Source organism: Jannaschia sp. R86511, assembly GCF_042466345.1.
Lineage (GTDB): Bacteria > Actinomycetota > Actinomycetes > Actinomycetales > JBBAYJ01 > Aquipuribacter.
In genome coordinates this window covers 1,039,619-1,065,720 of record NZ_JAXHCD010000001.1, presented here as the reverse complement: position 1 = coordinate 1,065,720, position 26,102 = coordinate 1,039,619, and the positions used below count along the sequence as shown (strand labels likewise).

The window sequence follows — 26,102 nt, the reverse complement described above, 5'->3', positions numbered from 1 at the left end:
TCAGTCGGTCAGCGTGACGGTCTCGAAGTTGACGGCGGAGTCCGGTCGTGCGGTGTACCCGCTGACCGACGAGCTCCAGGCCTCGACCACGTCGGGGTTGAAGTAGAACAGGTACGACACGTCGTCGACGATGCCCTGCTCGGCCTGGGCGTACAGGTCCTTGCGCGCGTCCTGGTCGGTCTCGGTCGCGGCCTGGGTCAGCAGCTCGTCGACGTCCGGGTTGCTGTAGCCCTGGAAGTTGGAGCTCGCGTCGCTCAGGTGCTGCGCGTGGTAGAAGTCGAACGGGTCGATGTTGCCCACCCAGGCCCAGCTGAACGCGTCGAAGTCGCCCTGGCCCTGCCGGTCCAGGAAGACGCCGGTCTCGACCGTGTCGACGTTCATGGTGACGCCCACCTCGGCCAGCTGGGAGGCGACGACCTGGGCCGAGGCCACGGCGGGCTCGTCGGAGTCCGGCACCATGACCGAGAACTCCAGGCCCTCGGCGCCGGCGTCGGCGAGCAGCTGCTCGGCCTGGTCGGGGTCCTGCTCGAAGGGGGCGTAGTCGCTGGCCCAGAACGACTCCGACGGGATGGCGGTCTGGTTGACGGTGCCCGCGCCGAACGTGGCGGCCTCGGTCACGGCCTCGCGGTCGATGGCCATCGCGAGCGCCCGGCGGACGTCGACGTCGTCGAACGGCGGCTGGGTCTGGTTGAACGCCATGTAGTAGTAGTCGCTGCCGCCGGTCTGGCCCAGCTCGACGCCCTCGGTGGCGGACAGCTGCTCGATCGACTGCGCCGGCACGTTGTCCGTCCAGTCGATGTCGCCGTTCTCCAGGCCGGTCAGCGCGGCGGCGGACTCCCCGACGTAGCGGTACTCGACCCCTTCGATGCTCGGGCCCTCGCCCCAGTAGCCGTCGAACGCGGCCAGCTCGGCCCCGCCGGCGGAGGTGGACACCAGCTCGAACGGCCCGGTGCCCACGGCCTGCGTGGCCAGGTCCAGGTCGGCGGACTCGCTGGGGACGATGGCCATGCCCTTGAACCCGCCCACGTTGGCCAGCAGGTTGGGGCTCGGGGTGCTGACGGTGATGGTCACCTCGAGGTCACCCGTGGCCTCGACCGACTCCACGGTCGCGAACCGGAACGCGTTGGCCAGCTCCTCGTCGATGATCCGGTTGAGCGAGTAGGCCACGTCCTCGGCGTCGAACTCGCTGCCGTCGTGGAACGTCACGCCCTCGCGCAGCGTGAACACCCACTCCAGGCCGTCCTCGCTCGTGGTCCACTCCGTGGCCAGGGACGGCTCGAAGCTCAGGTCCTCCGCGCTCGGCACGACGAGCGTGTCGTAGACGTTCTCCAGCACCTGGAAGCTCGCCTGGCTGGTGGTCTGGTGCGGGTCGAACTGGTCGGGGGTGTTGGCGAGGGCCGCGACCAGCGTGCCCGCGGGCGCCCCGCCGTCGGCGCCTGCGTCGGCCGACGCGGTGGGGTCCGGCGCCTCCTCCAGGCCCTCGGCGTCGACGCCCTCGCCGGTGCCGCAGGACGCGAGCACCAGGGCCAGGGCGGCCGCTCCGGCGACGGCAGGACCCACCCGGCGGGGGGTGGTCTCAGGACGGGCGGAACGGGTCCAGGGGCGCACGGCGGGGCCTTTCCGTTCGGGGGCAGGGCTTCGGGCTGACCTCCTCCCTACCGGGGCCTGCGGACGGGTACCAACCCGCGGACGCCCGATCTGCGGCTTCGTTACGGCTTCGCAACCGCCGTCCCGCCCCTCGGGACGGGGTGGACAGCACCCCACGGTGGACCCCGGCGCCACCATGCGGCAGGATCAGCGGGTCGGGCACCGCCGTCCGGCACCTCGTGCATCGGAGCACCGACCGCACGTCGACGACGACGGCAGCACCTGGCGGGAGGCCCGGGACGTCCGGGCCGCCTTCACGACGGATCGTCCGGCACGTACCTGCCGGTGAAGGGAACACAACGGTCATGGCAACAGTGACGTTCGACAAGGCCTCCCGGCTCTACCCCGGGGCGGAGACCCCGGCGGTGGACCAGCTCGAGCTCTCGGTCGGCGACGGGGAGTTCCTCGTCCTGGTCGGCCCCTCCGGCTGCGGCAAGTCCACCTCGCTGCGCATGCTCGCGGGCCTGGAGGAGGTGACCAGCGGCAGCATCTACATCGGCGACCGCGACGTCACCGACATGCCCCCCAAGGACCGCGACATCGCGATGGTGTTCCAGAACTACGCGCTGTACCCGCACATGTCGGTCGCCGACAACATGGGCTTCGCGCTCAAGATCGCCGGCGTCGCCAAGGACGAGATCCGCAAGCGCGTCGAGGAGGCCGCCAAGATCCTCGACCTGGCGCCCTACCTGGACCGCAAGCCCAAGGCGCTGTCCGGCGGTCAGCGTCAGCGCGTGGCCATGGGTCGCGCCATCGTCCGCAGCCCGCAGGTGTTCCTGATGGACGAGCCGCTGTCCAACCTGGACGCCAAGCTGCGCGTGCAGACCCGCACCCAGATCGCCTCGCTCCAGCGGCGCCTGGGCGTCACCACCGTCTACGTCACCCACGACCAGGTCGAGGCCATGACGATGGGCGACCGCGTCGCGGTGCTCAAGGACGGCATCCTGCAGCAGGTCGACAGCCCCCGGAACATGTACGACAAGCCCAACAACGTCTTCGTCGCCGGCTTCATCGGCTCGCCGGCCATGAACCTGATGACGCTGCCGCTCAACGACCAGGGCGCGCAGTTCGGCACGATGCTGCTGCCGATCTCGCGCGAGGCGCTGGCCAAGACGTCCGGCAACAAGGTCACCGTCGGGGTCCGCCCCGAGGACCTGACCATCTCCACCACCGGCGAGGGCCTGCCCGTGCAGGTCGACGTCGTCGAGGAGCTGGGCGCGGACGCCTACATCTACGGGACGACCGACGCGGCCGAGAAGGTCGACATCGACGACCCGGACATGCGCGGCGAGGACAGGACCAGCGGCGAGAACATCATCGCCCGCACCGACGGTCGCCGTCCCCCGACCCGCGGCGAGACGGTGCACCTGGTCCCGGGTGACGCCGGGCACGTGCACTTCTTCGACATCAGCAGCGGGGCCCGGCTGACCGCCTGACACGGCCCTCACCGACGACGGGCGCCCTGCGGTCACGCAGGGCGCCCGTCGCCGTCCGTCGCCCCCGACCCGCCCCGGGATGAGGAACCATGACCCCCGTGTCCAGCTCGCTGCAGATCACGTCGACCACCGCCGAGAGCGGACTTCTGGACCTGCCCTGGGAGCTGCCGCTGGAGACCTGGCCCGAGGAGCGGATCGCGGCCCTGCCCCGGGGCATCAGCCGTCACGTCGTCCGGTTCGTCCGGATCAGCGGCAAGGTCTACGCGGTCAAGGAGATCACCGAGGCCATCGCCCGGCGCGAGTACCAGATGCTGCGCAACCTGCGCCGCCTCGCGGTGCCCTCGGTCGAGCCCACCGCGGTGGTGTCCGGTCGCCACGACGCCGACGGGGAGCCGCTGGAGTCCGCGCTCATCACCCGGCACCTGCAGTTCTCGCTGCCCTACCGCGCGCTGTTCAGCCAGACCCTGCGCCCGGACACCGCGACGCGCCTGATCGACGCGCTGGCGGTGCTGCTGGTCCGGCTGCACCTGACCGGCTTCTACTGGGGCGACGTGTCGCTGAGCAACACGCTGTTCCGCCGCGACGCCGGTGAGTTCGCCGCCTACCTGGTCGACGCCGAGACCGGGGAGCTGCACGACGCCCTGTCGCCCGGCCAGCGCGCCTACGACGTCGACCTGGCCCGGGTCAACATCGCCGGCGAGATGTTCGACCTGCAGGCCGGGGAGCTGCTGGACGCCGACTTCGACCCGCTCGCGGCCAGCGACCGCATCGTCGAGCGCTACGAGAGCCTGTGGCGGGAGCTGACCGACGAGGAGTCGTTCGACTTCGGCGAGCGCTGGCGGGTCGACGCGCGGATCCGACGGCTCAACGAGCTCGGCTTCGACGTGGGCGAGCTGGCCATCACGACCGACTTCAACGGCACGTCGGTGCAGATCCAGCCCAAGGTCGTCGACGCGGGCCACCACACCCGCCGGCTGCTGCGACTGACCGGGCTGGACGTGGAGGAGAACCAGGCCCGCCGCCTGCTCAACGACATGGACTCGTTCTCGGCCGCCAACGACCTGCAGGGTGAGGACGAGGAGATCGTCGCCCACACCTGGCTGAGCACGGTGTTCGAGCCGGTGGTCCGCTCGGTGCCGCCGCAGCTGCGGGGCAAGCTCGAGCCGGCCGAGGTGTTCCACGAGGTGCTGCAGCACCGCTGGTTCATGTCCGAGGCGGCCGGGCACGACGTCGGCCTGGACGAGGCGATGCGCAGCTACCTGGCCGACGAGCTGGTGCACCGCCGCGACGAGAAGGCCGTGCTCGGCGGCGACGACACCGAGCCCATCCCGATCGCGAACCTGCTCGACTGAGCCGAGACGACGCGGGCGGACGCGGCCTCAGCGCGGCCCGACGTGGTGGTCCTGGACCGCCGCCCGCGTGACCGCCAGCGCCGACCGGGTGGCCGCGAGGTCCTGCTGGGCCACGCCGATGAACAGGCAGTCCACCAAGGTCAGCTGGGCGATCCGGCTCGCGGTCGCCCCCGAGCGGTAGGTCGTCTCGCGCACCGCGGTGGTCAGCACCAGGTCGGCGGTGCGGGCCAGCGGCGAGCCCGGGTTGCTCGTGACGGCGACGGTCGTGGCCCCGGCCCGGGCGGCCACCCGCAGGGCCTCGGCCGGCTCGGAGGTGGTGCCGGTGTGCGACACGGCGAGGGCGACGTCACCGGGGCCGAGCAGGGCGGCGCTGGTCAGGGCCACGTGCGGGTCGGACCACGCGAAGCAGACCCGCCGGATCCGGTGCAGCTTCTGCTGCAGGTCCATGGCCACGAACGCCGAGGCCCCCATGCCGTACAGGTCGACCCGGCCCGCCGCGGCCACGGCCCGAACGACGGCGGCCAGCACCTCGGTGTCCAGCTGCTGCGCGGTCTCCTCGACCGCGCGGGCGTCGGACCAGGCGACCTTGGCCACGACGTCGGCCAGGGTGTCGGTGGGCCCGATGTCGGCCCCGACCTGCTCGCGCGGGACCGGGCCGCCGTTCTCCGCGGCCAGCGACAGCCGCAGCTCGGGGTAGCCGGGCAGGCCCAGCGCCTTGCAGAACCGGTTGACCGTGGTGACGGAGGTGTCCGCCTCCTCGGCCAGCCGCGAGATGGTCAGCGACGAGGCGCCCATCGGGTCGTCCAGCACCCGGTGGGCCACCCGCTGCGCCGCCGGGGGCAGCGACGGCAGCAGCGTCCGCAGCCGGACGAGCAGGGGGGACGTGGGGGCCGGCGGCTCCGGGCCGGACCGTGCGGCCGGCACGTCCAGGCCGGTGTCAGCGCTCAACCGCCGTCCATCCCGTCGTCGTGAACACCTCGGGGCGCCGTTCGCCGTCGAGGACCTGACCGCCACGGGTGGTGACCCGCACCCCGTCGACGAGTACGCCGCGGCCCAGCTCGGTCGCGTCCGTGGTGTAGCGCCACCGTAGCCGCAGCGTGCCCGCCGCGCCGTCGTCACGGGCCAGCTCCGCCTCCGCCCGCCACCAGGTGCGGTGCCCGGAGGCCGACACCGTCCCGTCCTCGTGCCGAACCCTCGTCCCGGTCCCGCGGGTGGTGAACGGCACGGGTCGCCAGGTGGCGCCGGCGTCGGAGGAGGCCTCCAGGGCCAGCACGTCGGAGTCGTCCGTGTCGACGAACAGGTCGAAGCCGAGCCGGCCGCCCGTGGCCGGCAGCTCGACCGGGACCTCCAGGGTGGCGGTGGCCGCGTCCTGCGCGCCGGCCCACCAGGCGGTGGGACCGCGCCGGGGCGGCACGGCCAGCGCCAGCGCGAGGCCCTGGGCCACGGCCCGCCGGAGCGGGTTGACCGAGCCCCACTCCCGGGACGGGTGCACCCGGTTGCCCAGCAGCAGCACGAACGACCGCGACGACAGGTCGAGCACCAGCGAGGTCCCGGTGTAGCCGGTGTGCCCGGCCGTGCGCGGCCCCGACAGCCCCGCCATGTACCAGCGCTGGTCCAGCTCGAAGCCGAGCCCGTGGTCCTGCCCGGGCAACGCGGCGTTCTCGTCGGTGACCATGGCCTCGACCGAGGCCCGCGACAGGATCCGCCGGCCGTCGTAGACGCCCCCGTTCAGGACGGCCTGGGCCAGCACCGACATGTCGGCCGCGGTCGAGAAGACCCCCGCGTGGCCGGCCACCCCGCCCAGGGACCAGGCGTTCTCGTCGTGGACCTCGCCCCGGACCATGCCGCGCGCCGGCACCGTCTGGAACTCGGTCGCCGCCGCCCGGTCGCGCACGTCGCCGGTCGGGGCGTACCCGGTGTCGGTCATGCCCAGCGGCCCGGTGATGCCGTCGGCGACCAGCTCGTCCAGGTCCCGGCCGCTGACCTGCTCGGCCACCAGGCCCACCGTGATCATCCCGATGTCGCTGTACAGGTACTGCTCCCCCGGCCCCGACACCGGCGCGGCGGCCAGCACCGCGGCCAGCCGGGACGCCCGGTCGGGGTAGGCGCTGTGCAGCGGCAGCCACGCCGGCAGGCCACCGGTGTGGGTGAGCAGCTGCCGCACGGTGACGTCGGCCTTGCCGTTGGCCGCGAAGGCCGGCAGGTAGGTCGCGACGGGGGCGTCGAGGTCGACGCGGCCGGCCTCGACCTGCTGCATGAGCACGACCGAGGTGAACAGCTTGGACACCGACGCCATGTCCCACACGGTGTCCTCGGCCGCCGGCACCCACTGCTCGCGCGGCAGCTCCGTGCCCTGGCCGTCGGCGTAGCGCACGGCCCAGCCGGTGGCCTCCCGGGCCACGACCGCGCCGTCGTGCGCCATGACCGTGACCGCGCCGGCCGTCAGGGGCCGGACGACGCCGTCGGGCCCGGTCGTCGGCTCGGTGGCCGCGGCGACGGTGGCCAGCGCCGCCCGCACCGGGGCCGGGTCCAGACCCGCCTGCACCGGGGTGGCGTCGTGCAGCCGGGTCGCGGCCGGGGCGAAGCCCGGGTGCGGGGCGTCGAAGCGGGCCGGCCCGGCCTCGGCCGGGTCTGCCGTCGCGGCACCGGCCGGGCCGAGCGTGGCCACCAGCAGCCCGCTGAGCACCAGGGCGAGCAGGACCCGGCCGGGGCGCGCGCCGGGCGTCACCGGCGTCGCCCGCGGTACAGCAGGTGCGGACCGCGCCGTCGCTCGAACGCGGCGAGCTCTTCGGCCCAGGCGCCCTCCACCTCGGCCACCGACGCCCCCGCGTCGACCATCTCGCGCAGCCGCGGGGACCCGCTCAGCTTGTCCACCCAGTAGGGCCGGGCGGTGTCCCACGCGTCCTGCCGCCAGGCGAAGTCCGGGTAGGTGCGCCGGGCCTCGACCAGCATGGCCACGGCCACCGTGATGGCCTCGACGCGGGTGCGGTCGGTGACGTGCACCTGCAGCCCGGCGCACACCTGCCCGGCGTGCTTGCTGAACGTGGGCGTGAAGTACGCCTCGCGCACCGCCACCCCGCTGATGTCGTAGCCGGCGACCGCCTCGGCCCAGCGCCAGTCGTAGGCCGGGTCGCCGACCCACTCGAAGGGCCGGGTGGTGCCGCGCCCCTCCGAGCTGAGCGTCCCCTCGAAGAGGCAGGTGCCCGGGTACAGCAGGGCGGTGTCGGGCGTGGGCATGTTGGGGCTGGGGGCGACCCAGGGCAGGCCGGTGTCGGCGAAGACCAGCTCGCGCCGCCAGCCGTCGACCTCCACCACGTGCAGGTCGGTCAGCCGGCGGCCCGCCTCCTCGGCCAGGAACTCCGCGTCGAAGTAGCGCGCCAGCTCCCCCACCGTCATGCCGTGCTGCTGGACGATCTCCTTCTTGCCGACGAACGTCGTGTACGGCGTCGTCATCATGGGACCGCGGGCGTACCCGCCCACCGGGTTCGGCCGGTCGAGGACCACGAAGCGCACCCCCGTGCGCGCGGCCGCCACCATGGCGTCGTACATGGTCCAGATGTAGGTGTAGAAGCGGGAGCCGACGTCCTGGATGTCGAAGACGACCGTCTCCACGTCGGCCTGGCGGTACAGCGCGGCCAGGGCGTCGGCGTCCGCGCCGTAGGCGTCGTAGACCGTCACCCCGGTGCGCTCGTCGACGTAGGTGCCCTCGGAGTCGCCGGCCTGGGCCGTGCCCCGGAAGCCGTGCTCGGGGCCGAAGACGGCCACCAGGTCGACCGTGCCGGAGGCGGCCATGACGTCCACCTCGTGGCGCAGGTCCATCAGCACGCCCGTGGGGTTGGTGACGACCCCCACCCGCTGCCCGGCCAGGTCCGACCAGCCGCGCGCGGCAAGCACGTCGACCCCGGGCACGACCCGGCCGGGGCGCACCCCGCCGGGCCGTCCGGGAGCCGCGGCCGCAGCGGTCCCCGCGGCGGCGGGGGCGGCCAGGCCGGGCAGCGCCGCGAGCGCCCCCGCGGCCCCCAGGGCCCCCAGCAGGCCGCGCCGGCCGATGCCCGCACCGCCGGCCGCGGCGTCGGCCGCACCGCCGGTCGAACCGTCCCTGCCGGCGCTCACCAGGTCTCCCCGAAACCGAAGGGGTACAGGACGTCGTCGGGGTCACCGGCGACGGGGACGTCGACCGGCAACGTGGCCGTCGGCGCCGTCTCGCCGTGCAGCACCCGGGCCGCGGACTCTATCGACACCGCGGTGTAGGAGTACGTCGCCAGCGAGGTGGTGACGTCCGGCAGGTAGGCCACGTCGTAGGGGTCGCGGACCGCCACGTGCACCACCGGCGTGCCGGTGCCGACGAGCTCGGCCACCAGCCGCTGCTGCCGTCGGCCGGGGTCGGTGACCCCGGCGTCCCAGGCCTTCTGGGTCAGCACCACGACCAGGTCGCGCCCGGCGGCCGCCGCGACGGCCTCGGCCGTGCGGGCGTCGCCGGGCTGGGCGCCGGTCTCCAGCACGGTGCTGGTGTGCCCGCGCCGCTGCAGCGCCTGCGACAGCGCGGCCGTGGTCGCCACGCCCCAGCCGGTGACCAGGACCGACCGCGCGCCGGGCGTCAGCGGCAGGACGTCGTCGTCGTTGCGCAGCAGCGTCACGGTCCGGTCGCTGACCTGCTGGGCCGTGGCCATGTGCTCGGCCGTGCCCACGACCCCGGCGACCGCGTCCGGGTCGACGTGCGGGGCGGCGACCACGCCGCGGCGGTACTTCAGCGCCAGGACCCGCTCCAGGCTCTCGTCGAGGCGGGCCTCGCTGAGCCGCCCGGAGGCGACCGCGTCGAGCAGGGCCTGCCGGGCGGTCAGCGGCGCGGCCGGCATCAGCAGCACGTCGGCCCCGGCCTCGATGGCCCGGACCGCGACCTCGGCGTCGCCGTACTGCTGCCGGACGCCGGCCATCTCCAGGCTGTCGGTGACCACGACGCCCCGGTAGCCGAGCTCGCCGCGCAGCACGCCGGTCATGATCGGCGCCGACAGCGTCGCGGGGTCCCCCGACGGGTCCAGCGACGGCACCAGGATGTGCGCGGTCATGATCGAGTCGGCCCCGGCCGCCACGGCCGCCCGGAACGGGGGCGCGTCCACCTGCTCCCACTCGGCCCGGGTGTGGTCGATGGTCGGCAGCGCCGTGTGGCTGTCGGTGGCGGTGTCACCGTGGCCGGGGAAGTGCTTGGCGCAGGCCGACACCCCGCCGTCGCGCTGGTAGCCGTCGACCTGCGCCGCCACCATCTCGGCCACCAGGTCGGGGTCGGAGGAGAACGACCGCACCCCGATGACCGGGTTGAGCGGGTTGACGTTGACGTCGGCGACCGGAGCGAAGTCCTGGTTGATGCCGACGGCGGCCAGCTCGCGTCCGGTGACGGCGGCGGCCAGCCGCGCGTCCTCGGCGCTGCGCCCGGCTCCCAGCGCCATCGAGCCGGGGAACGGGGTCGCGGGCGGACCGAACCGCGTCACCACGCCCTGCTCCTGGTCGGTGGACACCAGCAGGGGGACGCCGGCCCCGCTGCCCAGGGCGGCGTCCTGCAGCGCGTTGGACAGGGCGGTGATCTGCTGCGGGTCGCGGACGCTGTCGGTCCAGGCGAAGTAGATGACCCCGCCCAGGTGCATCTCGCGGACGACCTCGGCCGGGGTGGACACCCCGTACAGCGCGACGTTGCGCTCGTCGGGGGTGTCGGCCGTGGCGCCGTAGGCGTAGCAGGTCATCAGCTGACCCACCTTCTGCTCCAGCGTCATCCGCCGCAGGGTGGTGCGGGCGTAGGCCCGCTCCCGCCCCGGGGAGCGCCCCGGCCCCGGGCTCGAGGCGGCGGCGGGTCCCCCGACGGCCACGGTGCCGGCGAGCACGGCCAGCCCGCCGAGGACCCCGCGGCGGCTCGGGCGGAGGGGACCGGACGGCGCTGTCACTTTGTTCCCATATTGGACATGACATGGGAAATTACCTTCCGCGACCACCTCGGTCAACGGTCCGGACCGCATCCGCCGACCGCAGGTCCCCGGTCCGGACCAGGTCTGCCCCGGCCGAGGAGAGGGCGTGCAGCAGCTCGTCGTCCGGCTCGCCGTCGGTGACCAGGACGTCCAGCTCGGCCAGGTCGAGCAGCCGGCTGCCCGCCGCCGCGGCCAGGGCCCGGGCGTCGGCCACGGCCAGGACCCGCTTGGCCGCGCCGGCCAGGACCCGGCCGACCTCGGCGCGACCGGGGTTGGCGGCCGTGACCCCGAACCTGGGGCTCACGCCGTCGGCCCCGAGGACGGTCAGGTCGAGCACCAGGTCGGCCAGCGACCGGGCCGCGACGGGTCCCACCAGCCCGTAGCCGTCCGCCGCCACCTCGCCCCCGGTGAGCACCACGCGCACGTGCGGCCGGACGGCCAGCTCGTAGGCGATGTCGACGGCGCTGGTCACCACCGTGAGCGCCCGGCCCGCCCCCGGCAGGTACAGGTGGTCGGCGCGGGCCAGCCGGCGGGCCACCTCGGTCGTGCCGGGCCCGCCGTCCAGGCCCACCACGTCCCCCGGCCGGACGAGCCGGACCACCGCGCGGGCCGCGGCCGTCGCCGGGGCCGGGCGGCGGGGCGACGCCGGACCGGGCAGGACGCCGCGCCCGGCCGTGGCGGTCGAGGCGCCGCCGTGGGTGCGCAGCACCAGCCGCTGCTCGGCCAGCGTGTTGAGGTCCCGGCGCGCCGTGGCCGGGGACACCCGCAGCCGGGCGGTCACCTCCGCCACCGTGACGTGACCCGTCTGCTGCACCAGGTCCAGCACGGCGACCAGCCGCTCGTGCCTCACGGCCCGGGCCGGGCCCGCAGCGCAGCCACCCCGTCGCGCACGCGCGCGAAGACCCGCTCGTCCGGACCGGCAGGCCCGTCGGGACCGGCCGGGCCCGCCAGAGCGGCGACCGCGGCCCCCACCGTGCCGTCGGCGGCCAGGCGCACGTCGGCCCCGGCGAGCGCCTGCGCGAGCGACGGGGCGGGCTCGGCCCCGGGGGCGAGCAGGCCGTGGCGCACCACGCTGCCGCCCAGCACCAGCGGCCCGTCGTCCCCGTGGCTTCGGGCCGCGCGCACCAGGACGGCCAGGTCGTCGGCGGCCCGGCGGACGATCCCCGTCGCCACCGGGTCGTCCCCCGCCGCGAACGCCAGCGGGCAGAAGCGGGCCAGCGCGACCGGGCGCTCGGCGTACAGCAGCGCCGTCAGCCGGTCCAGCGTCACGAGCCGGCCCCGCACCAGCTCCGGGCCCCGCACCAGGCCCAGCTCCTGCAGCAGCAGCCCGGTCAGCGCCGTCGCAGGGGCGATGCCGTCCAGGTCCCCGACGACGGCCCGGACCACCCCCCGCCCGATGTCGTGGCCCGACCCGGCGTCACCCAGCAGCCAGCCGGACCCGCCGTGCACCCGCACCACCGCGCCGTCCTGCACCCGGGCCGCGACCGACCCGGTGCCGGCGACGACGGCGCCGCCGGTGGGCTCCCAGGCGCCGGAGTGGTACATCGCGAGGATGTCCGGGACGGTCCGCAGCCGCTCGGGCGCGCCGGTGAACCCGAGCGCCGCCGCCAGCCGCCCCGCCGGCAGCAGACCGCGGGCGCCGGCCAGCGCGACCAGCACGTCGGTCACGTCGGCCGCCGGGCGACCGGCACGCACCAGCGCCCCGCTCGCCGCCCCCGCGACGGCGGCCAGGGCCGGCTCCGGCCCGGCCGAGGTGGGGTTGCCGGCCGGTCCCGCGCCCAGGCCCAGGCAGGTGCCGTCGGGGCGCAGGACCACGGCACGGGTCCCCGAGCCGCCGGCGTCGACGGCCAGCAGCAGGTCCTCGCTCACCCCCGCACCGGCAGCCCGGAGTGGTGGACGGAGACCACGTGCAGCGTCTCGTCGAGCAGCACGAGGTCGGCCAGCTGCCCGGGGGCCAGCCGACCGACCACGCCGCCCAGGCCCAGGACGCGCGCCGGCGTGGCCGTGGCGGCCGCCACGAGCGCCGGCAGGGGCAGCCCGGCCGCCACGCCGGTGCGCAGCGCCCGGTCCATGGTCAGCGTCGACCCGGCCAGGGTGTCCGTGCCCGTGACCACGGCGCGCCCGCCGCTCACCGTGACCCCCAGCCCGCCCAGCACGTAGTCGCCGTCGGTGGCCGCGGCGGCGGCCATGGCGTCGGTGACCAGGGCCACCCGGTCGGGGGCGGCGGCCAGCAGCATCGCCACCACCCGCGGGTGCACGTGCTCGCCGTCGAGGATCACCTCCAGCACCACGGACCCGTCGTCCACCGCGGCGACGACCGGGCCGGGGGCGCGGTGGTGCACGCCGGGCATGGCGTTGAACGCGTGCGTCAGCAGGCGGGCCCCGCGGGCGAAGGTCGCCGCGGCCAGGGCGTGGTCGGCCTCGGTGTGGCCCACGGCGACCACGACGCCCGCGGCCCGGAACGCCTCGGCCGCCGCGGTCGCCCCGGGTCGCTCGGGGGCCAGCGTCACCTGCCGCAGCGTCCCGCGCGCCGCCGCCAGCAGCCGCTCGACCGCCTCGGGGGTCGGGTCGACCAGCCGCTGCGGGTCGTGGGCGCCCTTGCGCGCCGGCGCCAGGAACGGGCCCTCCAGGTGGCTGCCGAGCACGTGGGGGTGCTCGCGGGCCAGGTCGGCGACCTCACCCAGGCGCCGGCAGAGCGCGACCACGGTGTCGGAGACCAGGCTGACCACCGTCCGGGTGGTGCCGTGACGGGCGTGGGCGGCCGTCGCGGCCAGCACGGCCTCGGGGCCGTCCTCGTGGGAGTGCCCACCGCCGCCGTGCACGTGCAGGTCGACGAAGCCGGGCACCAGCAGGCGGCCCGTGCCGTCGACGACCTCGGCCCCGGCCGCGTGGGCGCGCCAGCCGTCGCCCGTGCCCGTGGCTGTGATCCGGCCGTCGCGGCTGCTCAGCCAGGCGTCGGGCACCGTCCCGGCCGCGTCGACGGCCGTCACCGAGCGGACCACCAGAGCCGGCCCCGGCCCGGCGGCGGGCGGCGGACCGGGCCGGTCCGGGGTCACGGGGTCACCTCGCGGCCTACTTGAACGTTCCCTGCGCCACCGAGCCCTGCAGGCGGCGCTGGAACACGAGGTAGACGACGAGCACGGGCACGATGGTCAGCACGGCCCCGGCGAACAGCGCGCCGAAGTCCACCGAGTAGCCCGCCTGCGAGGCGAAGGACGCCATGCCCTGGGTCAGCACGTAGGAGTCGGGGTCGGAGTTGAGCACCACCGGCAGCAGGAACTGGTTCCACAGGCCGACGAAGTTGAGGATCGCCACCGAGGCCATCCCCGGCCGCGCCATGGGCAGCATCACCTGGAAGAACGTGCGCCACTCCCCCGCGCCGTCCAGGGCCGCGGCCTCGCCGATCTCGCCCGGCAGGTCGGCGAAGAAGCTCATCAGGAAGAACACCGTGAACGGGTACGCATAGGCGGCGTAGGCCGCGACCAGGCCGGGCAGGGTGTTGAGCACGCCGAGCTGCTGCAGGATGAAGAACAGCGGCACCACGGCCAGGAACACCGGGAACGTGAGCCCCGCGACCACGAGGGTCCGCACCACCGTCCGGCCGGGGAACGTGAAGCGCGCCAGCACGTAGGCCGACATGGCCCCCAGCAGCATGGTGATGACCAGCGCGCTGCCCACCACGAGCACCGAGTTCAGGAAGTACCGCCCGATCCCGGCCGTGGTCCAGGCGCTGACGTAGTTGCCGAACTGGGGCGAGGCCGGCAGCGAGAACGGCGAGGCGAAGATCTCCTGCGAGGTCTTCAGGGACGACATGACCGTCCACAGCAGCGGCGCGAGCACGAGGACGGTCCACACCACCAGGATGGTGTGCGAGGTGACGCCGACCGCACGCTCCCCGCGGGGAGCCGGTCCGCGTCGGCGCACGGTCTCGGTGCGCGGGCGCGGACGTGGGCGCGGCAGCGCGGGCGCGCTCATGCGCCGAGCCGCCGCTCGACGAGCCGCGACACCGACAGCACCGCGGTGACGAAGCCGAACGTCACCACTGCCAGCACGACCCCCATGGCGCAGGCCAGGCCGAACTGCCCCTGCGAGAACGCCGTGGTGTAGATCTGCTGCGTGATGACCAGCGTCGAGCTGTCTGGCCCGCCGCTGGGGTTGAGCGCCTGCATGTAGACGAAGGCGTCCAGGGCGAGGATGCCCATGTAGACGTAGGCGGTGCGGACGCTGCCGAGCACCCCCGGCAGCGCCACGTGCACCGCCGAGCGGAACCGGCCGGCGCCGTCGAGACGGGCCGCCTCGAACAGCTCGGCCGGGATGCCCTTGATGGCCGCGACGAACAGCACCATGTAGAAGCCGATGAACGACCACACGATGACCACGATCGAGGCGGTCATGGCGGTGTCGGAGCTGCCCAGCCAGGCGAAGTCGGCGAACCGGTCCAGGCCCACCGCGGTCAGCGCCCCGTTGAGCAGGCCGTTGGCCGGGTTGTAGACCTGGCTCCAGATGATGCCGATGACGATGGCCGGCACCACGTACGGGAAGAACGACACGACCCGGTAGAAGCCGGCGCTGCCGAGCCCGCGGACGCCGCCGTGGCTGGAGCCGCCGAAGGTCACCAGGACGGCCAGGGCGAAGCTGAGCACCAGGGTCACCACGGGCACCACCAGCAGCAGGGTGGCGCTGTTGCCGAGCGCGGTGAGGAACCGGTCGTCACCCGCCAGCCGCGCGTAGTTGGCCAGCCCGACGAACGGCTGCTCGGCGCTGAACCCCGTCCACGCGGTCAGCGAGTAGTACGCCGCCTGCGTGAACGGGTACAGCACCAGCAGCAGGTACAGGGCGAAGGGCAGACCCAGGAACACCACGATCATGCTCACCCGGTCGAACCCGGCCCGCCCGACCATCAGGCGATCTCGATCTTCACGATCGCGTCGTCCTCGCGGATCCGGTCGAACAGCTCCTGCATGCCGGTGGCGAGCGCGGCCGCGTCGGACTCCCCGGACAGGAAGCTGTTGAACAGCACGTTGACCTCGGCCGTCATGCCGTAGGTCGAGACCATGTTCCAGGAGAACGTCTGGTCCCCGGCCGCCTCGAGCATGTCGATCTGGGCCGCCAGCGCCGTGGAGCCGAACGCGTCCTCGGGCACGGTGTCGCGCACGATGGTCGAGGCCAGCTTGGTCCGGGCGAACTCGGTCGCGGTCTCCGGCGACAGCATGACGCGCAGCATCTCCTTGCCGCCCGCGGCGTTGGCGGCCTGCGTGGGCACGACGTACGGCTCGTTGGGCGTGTTGCGGATCGACTCGTACGGCAGCGCCGAGTCGGCGTCGACCGTGGGCGCGGGCGCCCCGGTCATGACGAAGTCCTCGGCCGTCTGCTCCTTCATCTCGTTCTCGATCCACGAGCCCGACGGGTAAAGCAGGGCCTCCTGCGCCTGGCTCCACTGCGCCTGGGCGGCGGTGAACTGGGTGCCCGCGCCACCGGGACGCATGTAGCCCCGGGCGACGACCTGCTCCATGGCGGCCAGCACGTCGGTGACCGCCGGCAGGCTCCAGGCGTCCTCGCGCAGGTTGTCCATGGCCAGGCGGACGTCGTCACCGCCCTGCTTGATGGCCGAGTCCACCGCGAGCGTCAGGTAGTACGACGCCGCCTCGGTGCCCCAGGTGAACAGGTACTTGCCCTGCTCCTGGGCCGCGGCCCCCAGCTCGAGTGCCTCGTCCCAGGTGCGCGGCGGCTGCCAGCCGTTGGCCTCGAACAGGCTCTCGGAGTACCAGAGCGCGTACACGGTGAGCACGTAGTTGATGGCCGCGAGCTTGCCGTTGTACATGCCGACGTCCAGCACGCCCGGGTACAGCGTGTCGGCGATGACGGTGCCGTCGACGTTGGGCGAGTCGATGACCTGCTGCAGGTCCTCGAGGTCGTCGACGATGGCGGACAGCCCGATCGCGCCGGCGCCGGAGTTGTCGAGCAGGTCCGGCGGGTTGCCGGAGACGAAGCGCGGCTGCATCTGCTGGGCGATGGTGGTGGAGGCGGTCACCTCGACCGTGGCGCCGTCGTGCAGCTCGGCGAGCACGTCACCGGCGAACGACGCGTAGTCGGTGCCGTAGCCGCCGTCGAAGATGACGGCGTCGACCGGGCCCGCGGCGATGCCGAACGGGTTGTCGGCGTCGACGGGCCCCGCGGAGCCGGCGGCCTCGCCCGAGGCCGGGGTGTCGGGGCCGCTGCCCGAGGCCGCGCAGGAGGCGAGCGTGATGCTCAGCGGGGCGGCGACCCCGGCGACGGCGGAGGCCCGCAGGAACTGGCGCCGGTGGAACGGGGTGCGGCTGGTCGGGTCGGTCATGGTCAGCTCCGTGGTCGTCGGGATGCTCGTCGGGTGCTGGTGCTCGTCCGTGCTGGTGCTGGTGCTGGTGCTCGTCGGGGCTCAGGCCCCGCGGCGGATGCGGTCGCCGTACCGGGCCTCGAGAGCGTGGTTGTGCTCGTCCCCGCCGGGCACGTTGGCCGACACGTACAGCGGGACCTCGAGGCCCTGCTCGGCCAGCCGGGCGGCCGTGCCGATGGTGAGCAGCTGGGCCAGGTAGGCCGAGGTCAGCGACGACACCGCCCCCACCGGGACCCCGCCCACCGGGTCGAGGGTGGCGTCGCCGTAGGGCGCGAGGTTGTCCAGCACGACGTCGGCCACGTCGGCCAGCCGCTTGCCGCTGGGGTGCTTGGGGGCCACGGCCGCGGTGTGCTGCAGGCTGGTCACGGCGATGACCCGGTGGCCGTGCTCCCGGGCCAGCACCGCCATGCCGACCACGGAGCCGTTGACGCCGGAGTTGGAGGCGATGACGAACACGTCGTCGGGCTCGCGCCGCACGGTGGCGAACAGGTCCCGGGCGATGTTCGGGTCCCGCTCCAGCGGCGGCTTGCCCCCGAGCTCGGCCAGCTGGTGGTCACCGAACAGCACCGCGTCCCGCAGGGCCACGCGGTTGGTGGGGATGAGCCCGCCGGCCCGGCCGGCCACCTCCATGGCGAAGGCCTCCGAGTGACCGGTGCCGAACGCGTGGACGACCCCGCCCCGGGCGATGGCCGTGGCCAGCAGCTCGACCGCGGCGTCCAGGCCGCCGGCCCGGGCCAGGGTCGACACCTGCTGGAGCCGGCTGGTCACCTCGTGCTCGAAGGCGAGGACGTGGCTCGGGGGGGCCGTGGACGGCACGGTGGGCTCCTGGAGGTCGGCGGGCAGGCGTCATCACCTCGATGACTGACTCTGATCGATTGTTGTGACAATCGGTCTGAATCGGACGCTAGCACCGCTCGAGCGAGCACCGGAAGGCTTTCGACCCATGTTTGGGTAAAAAGTTTCCAGGCACAAGGCCCGCAGGGCAACGGTTGCCCGACCGGTCGTCGACGACCGCGGCCGGCCCACCAGGACCCCGGGCCGGGCAGCAGCGAGCCCGGGCCGGCCGAGGCCGACCCGGGCTCACCGGGGCGTCGGGATCAGCGCTGCTGGGCCACCGCGTACAGCACGATGCCGGCCGCGACGCCGGCGTTCAGCGACTCGGTCTCCGCAGCCATCGGGATGGACACGACCGTGTCGCACAGGTCGCGGACGAGCCGGCTGAGCCCCTCGCCCTCGGAGCCGACGACCAGGCAGACCCCGGTGCCCTCGACGTCCAGCTGGGGCAGCTCGACGTCGCCCTGGGCGTCCAGGCCGACGACCATCAGGCCGGCGTCCTTGTAGGCCTGCAGCGCGCGGGCCAGGTTGGCGGCGCGGGCCACCGGCACGCGCACGGCGGCCCCGGCGCTGGACTTCCAGGCACCGGCGGTCATGCCGGCGCTGCGGCGGGACGGCACCACGACGCCGGCGGCGCCGAACGCGCCCGCGGAGCGGACCACGGCGCCCAGGTTGCGGGTGTCGGTGACCCCGTCCAGGGCGATGACGACCACGTCGCTGCGCCTGCGGCCCTGGAGCAGGTCGTCGGGGTGGGCGTAGTCGTAGGGCGGGATCTGCAGGGCGACGCCCTGGTGGACCGCGCCGTCGGTCAGCCGGTCGAGGTCGCCCTTGCCGACGCTCAGCACCGACATGCGGGCGTCGGAGGCCAGCCGGACGGCCTCGCGCACCCGGGTGTCGGAGTCCAGGCCGTCCTGCAGGTACAGCCCGGTGGCGCGGATGCCCGCCTGCAGCGCCTCGAGCACCGAGTTGCGCCCGGCCACGTACTCCGAGCCGGTGCCCGAGCGACGGCCCTGGCTCGGCCGGGTGGGCCGGCTGCCCGGACGGGCCCCGCCCGGGCCGCCGGGGCCGCCGGGGCCGCCGGGACGGCCCTTGCGCATTCCGGCCAGGGCCTTGGCGTCGCGCTCGGCCTTCTTCTCGGCCGACTCCTTGGCCAGCTTGCGGTCGTTGGCCGGGTGCGACGGCCGGTCGGCGGCCTTGGGCGTCGGACCCCGCCCCTCCAGGCCCTTGCGCCGCTGCCCGCCGCTGCCGACGGAGGGTCCCTTCTTGCCGCGGCGGACCGCACCTCGTCGACCGGCGTTGCCCGGCATCAGCTGTCTCCCTGCGTCGTGGATCCACGGGTGGTGCTCGGCTCGGCCAGCGACCAGCGGGCGCCGTCGGCGGTGTCCTCGATGACCACGCCGGCGGTGGCCAGCCGGTCGCGCACGGCGTCGGCGCTGGCCCAGTCGCGCGCGGCGCGGGCGGCGGCGCGGGCGCCGAGCTCGGCCCGGACCAGCTGCTCGAGGGCCTGCGCGCTGCGGTCCGCCCCGGCGGGGCCGCCTGCGGGCTCGACCCCCAGCACCCGGGCCATGCTCAGCACGCTGCGCGCGGCCGACCCGACGGCGTCGCGCTCCCCGGCGGCCAGGGCGGCGTTGCCGTCGCGGACCACGCCGTGCAGCGCGGCCAGGGCCGAGGGCACGGCCAGGTCGTCGTCCATCGCCGCCCGGAAGCCGGCCGCCACCTCGCCCGCGGGGGCGTCGGGCCCGTCGACCTGCTCGTCGCCGACCAGCTCGACCGCCCGGCGCAGGAAGCCCTCGATGCGCTCCCACGCGGCCGCGGCCTCGGTCAGCGACGTCGGCGAGAACTCGAGGTTGCTGCGGTAGTGGGCCGAGACCAGGTAGTAGCGCAGCACCTCGGGACGCACCTGGCCCAGCAGGTGGGCCACGCCGAGGGAGTTGCCCAGGCTCTTGCTCATCTTCTCCCCCGCCGTGGTCAGCAGGGCGGAGTGCAGCCACACCCGCGCGAACGGGTCACCGGCGGCGTTGGACTGGGCGATCTCGTTCTCGTGGTGCGGGAAGCGCAGGTCCAGGCCGCCGCCGTGGACGTCGAACTCCGCGCCCAGGTACCGGGTGGCCATGGCCGAGCACTCCAGGTGCCAGCCCGGCCGGCCGCGCCCCCACGGGGTCGGCCACGACGCGGTGGCCGGCTCGCTGTCCTTGGCCGACTTCCACAGCGCGAAGTCGCGGGGGTCGCGCTTGCGCCCGGCCAGCTCCGGGTCGGTGTCGTCGGCGGGCTCGAGCTCGTCCAGGCCCTGCCGGGTGAGCCGGCCGTAGTCGGCGAAGCTGCGCACGTCGAAGTACACGTCGGCCGTGCCGGGCACGTGGTAGGCGTGGCCGGCGCCGATCAGCCGCTGCATCAGCTCGACCATCTCGGTCACGTGGCCGGTGGCGCGCGGCTCGTAGGTCGGCGGCAGCACCCGCAGCGCGTCGTAGGCCGCGGTGAACTCGCGCTCGTAGCGGTAGGCGTGCGCCCACCACGGCCGCCCGGCCTCGGCGGCCTTGGTCAGGATCTTGTCGTCGACGTCGGTGACGTTGCGGACCAGCGTCACCTGGTACCCCTCGTGCAGCAGCCAGCGGCGCAGCACGTCGTAGACCACCTGGGCCCGCAGGTGGCCGATGTGCGGGCTGGTCTGCGGCGTGGCCCCGCAGACGTAGATGCCGACGTGGCCGGGGACCACGGGGTCCAGCGGGGCGGTGGTGCGGCTCAGGCTGTCGTGCAGGCGCAGGCCGGGCGAGGGGGCTGGTTCGGGCACCGGCCCAGGGTACGGGCGCCCGGCCGCCGGCCGCGCCGGTCAGGCGGCGGGGGCCGGCCAGGGCCCGGACCGCCCGGACGGTCGACACCCACGTGGATCAAGACGTCATCGACCGGATCCGCCCTCCGCACGGTCGACACCCACATGGATCAAGACGCCATCGACGTGGGCCGGTCCCGGGGCGCGCGCCGACCGACCCAGGACCGGTAGGCGACCCCGACCAGCAGGACGCCCACCCCAACCAGCACCGACGTCACGGGCAGGGTGACGACGAGCACCACGCAGCCGACCGCACCCAGGACCTGCAGCGCCCGGGGGAACCGCCGGTGCGACGCGTCCTGGGTGAACGCGGCCGCGTTCGCGACGACGTAGTACAGCAGCACCCCGAACGACGAGAACCCGATCGCGTCCCGCAGGTCCACCGTCAGCACGAGGACGCAGACGACGAGCGCGAGGGCGACCTCGGCCCGGTGCGGCACCTGGTACCGCGGGTGCACCGCGCCCAGCCCTCGCGGCAGGTCACCGTGCCGGGCCATGGCCAGGCTGGTCCGGCCGACCCCGGCGAGCAGGGCCAGCAGCGCCCCCAGCGCCGCGGCGGCGGCGCCGACCCGCACGACCGGCGACGCCCAGGCCCAGCCGCTGGCATCGACGACGGCGGCCAGGGGCGTGGCCGTGGCGGCGGTCCCCGCCGGCCCGAGCACCGCCAGCAGGGTGAGGCCGACGACGGCGTACACCGCCACCGTCACGCCCAGGGCGAGCAGGACCGCGCGCGGGATGGTGCGCGCGGGGTCCCGGACCTCCTCGCCCAGGGTGGCGATCCGGGCGTACCCGGCGAAGGCGAAGAACAGCAGCCCGGCCGACTGCAGCACGCCGTACCAGCCACTCGGACCACCGGCGGCGTCGTCGGAGGAGACCACCCGCGACCACTGCGGATCACCGCCCACCAGCCCGGCCAGGACGACGACCGCCAGGGCCACCAGCACCACCGTCACGATGACCCGCGTGAGCCGGGCCGTGCGGGTGATGCCGCGGTAGCCGACCGCGGCCAGGGCGACGACGGCCGCGACCGCCACCGGCTTCTCCCACCCCGCGGGGGCTACGTAGGCCGCGACGGTCAGGGCCATGGCCGCACAGCTGGCGGTCTTGCCGATGACGAAGCCCCAGCCGGCCAGGAAGCCCCACCAGGGCCCGAGCCGCTCCCGGCCGTACACGTACGTCCCGCCCGAGGTCGGGTACTGCGCCGCCAGCTGGGCCGAGGCCGTGGCGTTGGCGTAGGCCACGACAGCCGCCAGCGCCAGGCCCACGAGCAGGGCCCCGCCCGCCGCTTGCGCCGCGGGCGCGAACGCAGCGAACACGCCCGCGCCCAGCATCGATCCGACACCGATGACGACGGCGTCGGTCGTGCCCAGCCGACGGGCCAGGCCGGACCCGCTCAGCCGAAGCGGCCGGAGATGTAGTCGTTGGTGGCGTCGACCTTGGGGTTGGAGAACATGGTCGTCGTCGCGTCCATCTCGATGAGCTTGCCCGGCTTGCCGGTGCCCGCGATGTTGAAGAACGCGGTGCGGTCGCTGACCCGCGCGGCCTGCTGCATGTTGTGGGTGACGATCACGATCGTGTACTGCGCCTTGAGCTCCTGTATGAGGTCCTCGATGGCGAGCGTCGAGATCGGGTCCAGCGCCGAGCAGGGCTCGTCCATCAGCAGCACCTCGGGCTCGACCGCGATGGCGCGGGCGATGCACAGCCGCTGCTGCTGACCGCCGGACAGGCTGGAGCCGGACTCCCCGAGCCGGTCCTTGACCTCGTTCCACAGGTTGGCGCCCTGCAGGGCCTTCTCGACCTTCTCGTCCGCGGTCTTCTTGTTCATCCGCTTGGCGTTCAGCTTGTACCCGGCGATGACGTTGTCGTAGATCGACATGGTCGGGAACGGGTTGGGGCGCTGGAACACCATGCCGATCTGGCGGCGGACGTTGACCGGGTCCGTCGAGGCCGCGTACAGGTTCTGCCCGTCGACCAGCACCTCGCCGGTCACGTAGGCGCCGCGGATGGCCTCGTGCATCCGGTTGAGGGACCGGATGAAGGTCGACTTGCCGCAGCCGGACGGACCGATGAAGGCCGTGACCGAACGGGGTTCGATGACCATGCTGACGTCCTCGACGGCCTTGAACTTGCCGTAGAAGATGTTGAGGTCGTTGACCTCGATGCGCTTGGACACTGGGGCTACCTCTCGTACCGGTCGGACCGGGTCAGCGGTTGGTCTTGGGGGCGAAAATGAACGCGATGAGCCGGCCGATGCCGTTGAGCAGCATGACGATGAGGATGAGCACGAGGGCGGCCGTCCAGGCCCGCTCCACGAACGCCTCGGGCGGCAGGCCCCGGCGGATGAACTGGTCGTAGGCGTACACCGGCAGGGTGGAGACCCGGCCCTCGGTCATCGAGAAGTTGAAGCCGACCGTGAAGCCCAGGGTGATGAGCAGCGGGGCGGTCTCGCCGATGACGCGGGCGATGGCGATGGTGATGCCGGCGACGATGCCGCCGATCGACGTGGGCAGCACGACCTTGGCGATGGTGCGCCAGCGGGGGACACCGAGGGCGAAGGACGCCTCGCGCAGCTCGTCGGGCACGAGCTTGAGCATCTCCTCGCAGGAGCGGATGACGACGGGCGTCATGAGCACGCTCAGGGCGATGGCGCCGGCCCAGCCGGACCGGTGGCCCGGGTCGCCCAGGACCGTGGCGAACAGCGCGAAGGCGAACAGGCCCGCCACGATCGACGGGATGCCGGTCATGACGTCCACGAGGAACGTGATGGCCGCCTTGAGCGGCCCCCGGCCGTACTCGACCAGCCAGATGGCCGCCATGATGCCGACCGGGATGGACACCAGGGCCGCGAGGCCGGTGACCTGCAAGGTGCCGACGATGGCGTGCGCGGCGCCGCCGCCCTCACCCACCACCCCGGCCATGGTCTCGGTGAAGAACGCCGGGTCCAGACGGACCAGGCCCTGCGACACCGCGGTCCACACCAGCGACAGCAGCGGCGCCATGGCCAGCACGAACGCGATGGTGACCAGCGAGGTGACGACCCGGTCCACGGCCCGGCGGCGGCCCTCGACGACGACCCCCACGACGAAGATCGCCACGGTGTAGGTCAGCGCCGTCAGGCAGGCCGCGCCGGTGAACGAGAAGGCCGAGAACGCCAGCAGGATGCCGACCGAGGCCGCCGCGCAGACCAGCAGCAGGACGGGCGACAGAGCCGCCGGCAACCTGCCCCCGATGCCGCTGCCGGGGGGCGGCTCGGGCGCCGCGACGGGCTCGCGCGGGCCGGGCGTGCCGAAGCGCTCCGGAGTCAGCCCGGACGCGTCCGCCGCCGCCACGGACTCGGGGCGGGCGTCGGGGCGGGTGCCGACGGTGGTGGGCTCGTCCTGGGGGCTCATCCGGCTGCTCCTGAGAAGCCACGGGCCGCGACCAGCCGCGCGAGGTAGTTGACGAGGAAGGTCAGCACGAACAGCACCAGGCCGGTGGCGACCAGCACGGCGACGCCGACCCCGGTCGCCTCGGGGAAGTTGAGGGCGATGTTGGCCGGGATGGTCGACGGGTTCTGCGAGCTGAGCAGGTTGAACGTGATCGTCCCGGGCACGACCGACAGGATGATCGTCACGGCCAGGGTCTCGCCCAGCGCGCGCCCAAGGCCCAGCATGGCGCCGGAGATGATCCCGGAGCGGCCGTAGGGCAGCACCGCCATCCGGATCATCTCCCAGCGGGTGGCCCCGAGCGCCAGGGCGGCCTCCTCGTGCAGCCGCGGCGTCTGCAGGAACACCTCGCGGCAGACGGACGTCATGATCGGCAGGATCATCACGGCGAGCACCAGCGCGGCGGTGAGCATGACCCGACCGCTGTTGGCGGTGGGCCCGGTGAACAACGGGATGAACCCGAGGTTCGCCTCCAGCCACTGGTAGCCGGGCACCAGGTACGGCGCGAGCACCGTGATGCCCCAGAAGCCGAAGATGACGCTGGGCACGGCGGCGAGCAGGTCGACGACGTAGCCGAACGTGCGTGCCACCCGGCGCGGGGCGTAGTGCGAGATGTAGAGGGCGATGCCGATGGCCACGGGCGCCGCGATGAGCAGGGCCAGGGCGGACACCCAGATGGTCCCGAAGAGCAGCGGCACGACGAGCCCGACGAAGCCGGCGGCGCCGACCTCCTCCTCGTCGGCCGTGAACCCCGGGTAACCGCGGACGAACAGGAACAGCGCCACCCCGGCCAGGGTGACCAGGATCGTCAGGGCGGCGGCGAGGGCCGCTCCGGAGAAGATCCGGTCTCCCGGGCGGACCGGCGCCTTCTGACCGGGCGGCGGCGGTGGTGCGGCGGACTCCGGCGCGCTGCGCGTTTCCGTCGTCATGGGCGTCCAATCGGAGCTGAGTGGGGGACGGGGTCGGGCGACCACCGAGATGGTGACCGCCCGACCCGTCTCTGGTCCAGTTGCGTGTCAGCGGTTGGTCAGGACCTCAGCCCCGACCGCCGCTCACTGGATGGCGTCGATCGCCGCCTGGACGTCGGTGCGCAGGGTGTCCGAGATGGGGGCGGAACCTGCGTTGTCGGCCGCGATCTGCTGGCCCTCGGTGCTGGCCACGTAGGTCAGGTAGTCCTTGACCAGACCGGCCTTCTCGTCGTCCTCGTAGTCAGCGCAGGCGATGTGGTAGCTGACCAGGACGATCGGGTAAGCGCCGGACTCCTGCGTGTCGCGGGCCAGGTCGATGGCCAGGTCGGTGTCGCTCCGACCCTCGACCCGCTCGGAGACGTCCAGCACGGTCGCCGCGGCCTCGGGGGAGAACTCGACGAACTCCTCGCCGACGCCCACCGCCACGGTGCCCAGCTCGCCGGCCTGGGAGGCGTCGGCGTAGCCGACGTAGCCGTCGCCGGCCTGGACGGCCTGGACGACGCCGGCGGTCTGGGCGCCGGCCTCGCCGCCGAGGTCACCCGGCCAGGTCTCGACCTCGCCGTAGGTCCAGACGTCGCCGGCCACGGTGTCGAGGTAGGACGTGAAGTTCTCGGTCGTGCCGGAGTCGTCGGAGCGGTGGACCGGCACGATCGGGGTGGCGGGCAGCTCCGCGTCGGGGTTGGCCTCGGCGATGGCCGGGTCGTCCCAGCTGGTGATGGTCTCGGCGAAGACGCCGGCGATGACCTCCGGGGGCATGTTGACAGTCTCGAAGCCCTCGAGGTTGAAGATCACGGCGACGGGCGAGATGTACAGCGGCAGCTCGACGATGTCGCCCGAGGCGCAGACGTCGCCGACCGTGGCCAGCTCGTCATCGTCGAGGTAGGCGTCGGACCCGGCGAAGTCCGAGCCGCCGCCCAGGAACAGCTCACGGCCGCCGCCCGAGCCGATGGGGTCGTAGTTGACGGTCACTCCGGGCTGCACGCCGTTGTAGCCGGCGACCCAGGCCTGCACGGCGGCCTGCTGCGAGCTGGCGCCGGCGCCGACCAGCGTGCCGGCGAGCTCCTCGCCGCCGGCCGCGGCGTCGGTGTCGTCCATGGACTCATCCGTGCCGGCCGCGCCGGTGTCGGTGCTGGCGTCGTCGGTGCCGGCCTCGTCGCCGCCGCAGGCGGCAAGGGCGAGCGAGAGCACGACTGCGGTCGGGATGAGGCCGCGGGTCAGGGTGGAGCGCTTCACAGTTACCTCCTGGAGGGGCCCGTGGGGTGCGGGCTCGGCTCGTTGCATCCCGA

The 26,102-nt window shown here is 74.1% G+C and carries 21 protein-coding genes; 2 read left to right on the top strand and 19 right to left on the bottom strand.

Translation table 11 applies throughout. From position 1 onward, the window contains the following. Complete coding sequence (locus tag SJY06_RS05245; protein ID WP_380165338.1) at positions 1–1,560, bottom strand: ABC transporter substrate-binding protein; 1,560 nt, start codon at positions 1,558–1,560, stop codon at positions 1–3. 392 nt (positions 1,561–1,952) lie between these two features. Between SJY06_RS05245 and SJY06_RS05240 the strand changes: the two genes are divergently transcribed. Together SJY06_RS05240 and SJY06_RS05235 are read left to right on the top strand one after the other, a co-directional pair. Further along, a complete protein-coding gene (locus SJY06_RS05240; RefSeq protein WP_380165336.1) occupies positions 1,953–3,083 on the top strand; it encodes an ABC transporter ATP-binding protein in 1,131 nt (376 codons plus the stop codon). 89 nt (positions 3,084–3,172) lie between these two features. Beyond that, the gene (locus SJY06_RS05235) at positions 3,173–4,435 is read left to right on the top strand and encodes a DUF4032 domain-containing protein (RefSeq protein ID WP_380165334.1); all 1,263 of its coding nucleotides are present in this window, start codon (positions 3,173–3,175) and stop codon (positions 4,433–4,435) included. A gap of 27 nt (positions 4,436–4,462) precedes the next feature. Here SJY06_RS05235 and SJY06_RS05230 read toward each other — a convergent pair whose 3' ends face one another. The 18 genes from SJY06_RS05230 to SJY06_RS05145 form a co-directional block, all read right to left on the bottom strand. Further along, on the bottom strand, positions 4,463–5,383 hold the full coding sequence (locus SJY06_RS05230) for a MurR/RpiR family transcriptional regulator (RefSeq protein ID WP_380165332.1): 921 nt from the start codon (positions 5,381–5,383) through the stop codon (positions 4,463–4,465). Further along, positions 5,373–7,163, bottom strand: coding sequence for a serine hydrolase (locus SJY06_RS05225; protein WP_380165330.1), 1,791 nt, complete (start codon positions 7,161–7,163; stop codon positions 5,373–5,375). Before SJY06_RS05225 ends, SJY06_RS05230 begins: the two co-directional genes overlap by 11 nt. After that, the gene (locus tag SJY06_RS05220) at positions 7,160–8,548 is read right to left on the bottom strand and encodes an exo-beta-N-acetylmuramidase NamZ domain-containing protein (RefSeq protein ID WP_380165328.1); all 1,389 of its coding nucleotides are present in this window, start codon (positions 8,546–8,548) and stop codon (positions 7,160–7,162) included. The genes SJY06_RS05225 and SJY06_RS05220 overlap by 4 nt, the downstream gene beginning before the upstream one ends. After that, positions 8,545–10,368 (bottom strand): glycoside hydrolase family 3 protein, encoded by a 1,824-nt coding sequence (locus SJY06_RS05215; RefSeq protein WP_380165326.1) that lies wholly within the window; start codon positions 10,366–10,368, stop codon positions 8,545–8,547. The genes SJY06_RS05220 and SJY06_RS05215 overlap by 4 nt, the downstream gene beginning before the upstream one ends. Positions 10,369–10,399: 31 nt before the next feature. Beyond that, positions 10,400–11,239, bottom strand: a complete 840-nt coding sequence (locus SJY06_RS05210) for a DeoR/GlpR family DNA-binding transcription regulator (protein ID WP_380165324.1) — start codon at positions 11,237–11,239, stop codon at positions 10,400–10,402. Next, positions 11,236–12,258, bottom strand: a complete 1,023-nt coding sequence (locus tag SJY06_RS05205) for an N-acetylglucosamine kinase (RefSeq protein WP_380165322.1) — start codon at positions 12,256–12,258, stop codon at positions 11,236–11,238. Before SJY06_RS05205 ends, SJY06_RS05210 begins: the two co-directional genes overlap by 4 nt. Then, the gene (nagA, locus tag SJY06_RS05200) at positions 12,255–13,445 is read right to left on the bottom strand and encodes an N-acetylglucosamine-6-phosphate deacetylase (protein WP_380165320.1); all 1,191 of its coding nucleotides are present in this window, start codon (positions 13,443–13,445) and stop codon (positions 12,255–12,257) included. Before nagA ends, SJY06_RS05205 begins: the two co-directional genes overlap by 4 nt. A 16-nt stretch (positions 13,446–13,461) precedes the next feature. Further along, a complete protein-coding gene (locus SJY06_RS05195; RefSeq protein ID WP_380165318.1) occupies positions 13,462–14,364 on the bottom strand; it encodes a carbohydrate ABC transporter permease in 903 nt (300 codons plus the stop codon). Beyond that, positions 14,361–15,257: a carbohydrate ABC transporter permease gene (locus SJY06_RS05190; protein WP_380169674.1), complete on the bottom strand. Its 897-nt coding sequence runs from the start codon at positions 15,255–15,257 to the stop codon at positions 14,361–14,363. Before SJY06_RS05190 ends, SJY06_RS05195 begins: the two co-directional genes overlap by 4 nt. Positions 15,258–15,289: 32 nt before the next feature. Beyond that, positions 15,290–16,723, bottom strand: a complete 1,434-nt coding sequence (gene ngcE, locus SJY06_RS05185; RefSeq protein ID WP_380165316.1) for an N-acetylglucosamine/diacetylchitobiose ABC transporter substrate-binding protein — start codon at positions 16,721–16,723, stop codon at positions 15,290–15,292. A gap of 81 nt (positions 16,724–16,804) precedes the next feature. Next, the gene (locus SJY06_RS05180) at positions 16,805–17,578 is read right to left on the bottom strand and encodes a sugar isomerase domain-containing protein (RefSeq protein WP_380165314.1); all 774 of its coding nucleotides are present in this window, start codon (positions 17,576–17,578) and stop codon (positions 16,805–16,807) included. Between the two features lie 281 nt (positions 17,579–17,859). After that, positions 17,860–18,903, bottom strand: a complete 1,044-nt coding sequence (gene rlmB, locus SJY06_RS05175; RefSeq protein WP_380165312.1) for a 23S rRNA (guanosine(2251)-2'-O)-methyltransferase RlmB — start codon at positions 18,901–18,903, stop codon at positions 17,860–17,862. Continuing rightward, on the bottom strand, positions 18,903–20,384 hold the full coding sequence (gene cysS / locus SJY06_RS05170) for a cysteine--tRNA ligase (RefSeq protein ID WP_380165310.1): 1,482 nt from the start codon (positions 20,382–20,384) through the stop codon (positions 18,903–18,905). The genes rlmB and cysS overlap by 1 nt, the downstream gene beginning before the upstream one ends. Before the next feature lie 149 nt (positions 20,385–20,533). After that, positions 20,534–21,793, bottom strand: coding sequence for an APC family permease (locus tag SJY06_RS05165; protein ID WP_380169673.1), 1,260 nt, complete (start codon positions 21,791–21,793; stop codon positions 20,534–20,536). A 23-nt stretch (positions 21,794–21,816) separates the two neighbouring features. Continuing rightward, a complete protein-coding gene (pstB, locus tag SJY06_RS05160; RefSeq protein WP_380165308.1) occupies positions 21,817–22,596 on the bottom strand; it encodes a phosphate ABC transporter ATP-binding protein PstB in 780 nt (259 codons plus the stop codon). A gap of 31 nt (positions 22,597–22,627) precedes the next feature. After that, the gene (gene pstA, locus SJY06_RS05155) at positions 22,628–23,812 is read right to left on the bottom strand and encodes a phosphate ABC transporter permease PstA (RefSeq protein ID WP_380165306.1); all 1,185 of its coding nucleotides are present in this window, start codon (positions 23,810–23,812) and stop codon (positions 22,628–22,630) included. After that, on the bottom strand, positions 23,809–24,777 hold the full coding sequence (gene pstC, locus SJY06_RS05150) for a phosphate ABC transporter permease subunit PstC (RefSeq protein WP_380165304.1): 969 nt from the start codon (positions 24,775–24,777) through the stop codon (positions 23,809–23,811). The genes pstA and pstC overlap by 4 nt, the downstream gene beginning before the upstream one ends. A gap of 123 nt (positions 24,778–24,900) precedes the next feature. Then, entirely contained in the window at positions 24,901–26,049 is a 1,149-nt protein-coding gene (locus tag SJY06_RS05145; protein ID WP_380165302.1) for an extracellular solute-binding protein, read from the bottom strand. Between the last annotated feature and the right edge of the window lie 53 nt (positions 26,050–26,102).

Coding starts and splice junctions, on each gene's coding strand:
- pstA (WP_380165306.1), bottom strand. CDS start 23,812: ATGAGCCCCCAGGACGAGCCCACCACCGTCGGCACCCGCCCCGACGCC.
- ngcE (WP_380165316.1), bottom strand. CDS start 16,723: ATGACCGACCCGACCAGCCGCACCCCGTTCCACCGGCGCCAGTTCCTG.
- SJY06_RS05195 (WP_380165318.1), bottom strand. CDS start 14,364: ATGAGCGCGCCCGCGCTGCCGCGCCCACGTCCGCGCCCGCGCACCGAG.
- SJY06_RS05190 (WP_380169674.1), bottom strand. CDS start 15,257: ATGATCGTGGTGTTCCTGGGTCTGCCCTTCGCCCTGTACCTGCTGCTG.
- pstC (WP_380165304.1), bottom strand. CDS start 24,777: ATGACGACGGAAACGCGCAGCGCGCCGGAGTCCGCCGCACCACCGCCG.
- SJY06_RS05235 (WP_380165334.1), top strand. CDS start 3,173: ATGACCCCCGTGTCCAGCTCGCTGCAGATCACGTCGACCACCGCCGAG.
- rlmB (WP_380165312.1), bottom strand. CDS start 18,903: ATGCCGGGCAACGCCGGTCGACGAGGTGCGGTCCGCCGCGGCAAGAAG.
- SJY06_RS05240 (WP_380165336.1), top strand. CDS start 1,953: ATGGCAACAGTGACGTTCGACAAGGCCTCCCGGCTCTACCCCGGGGCG.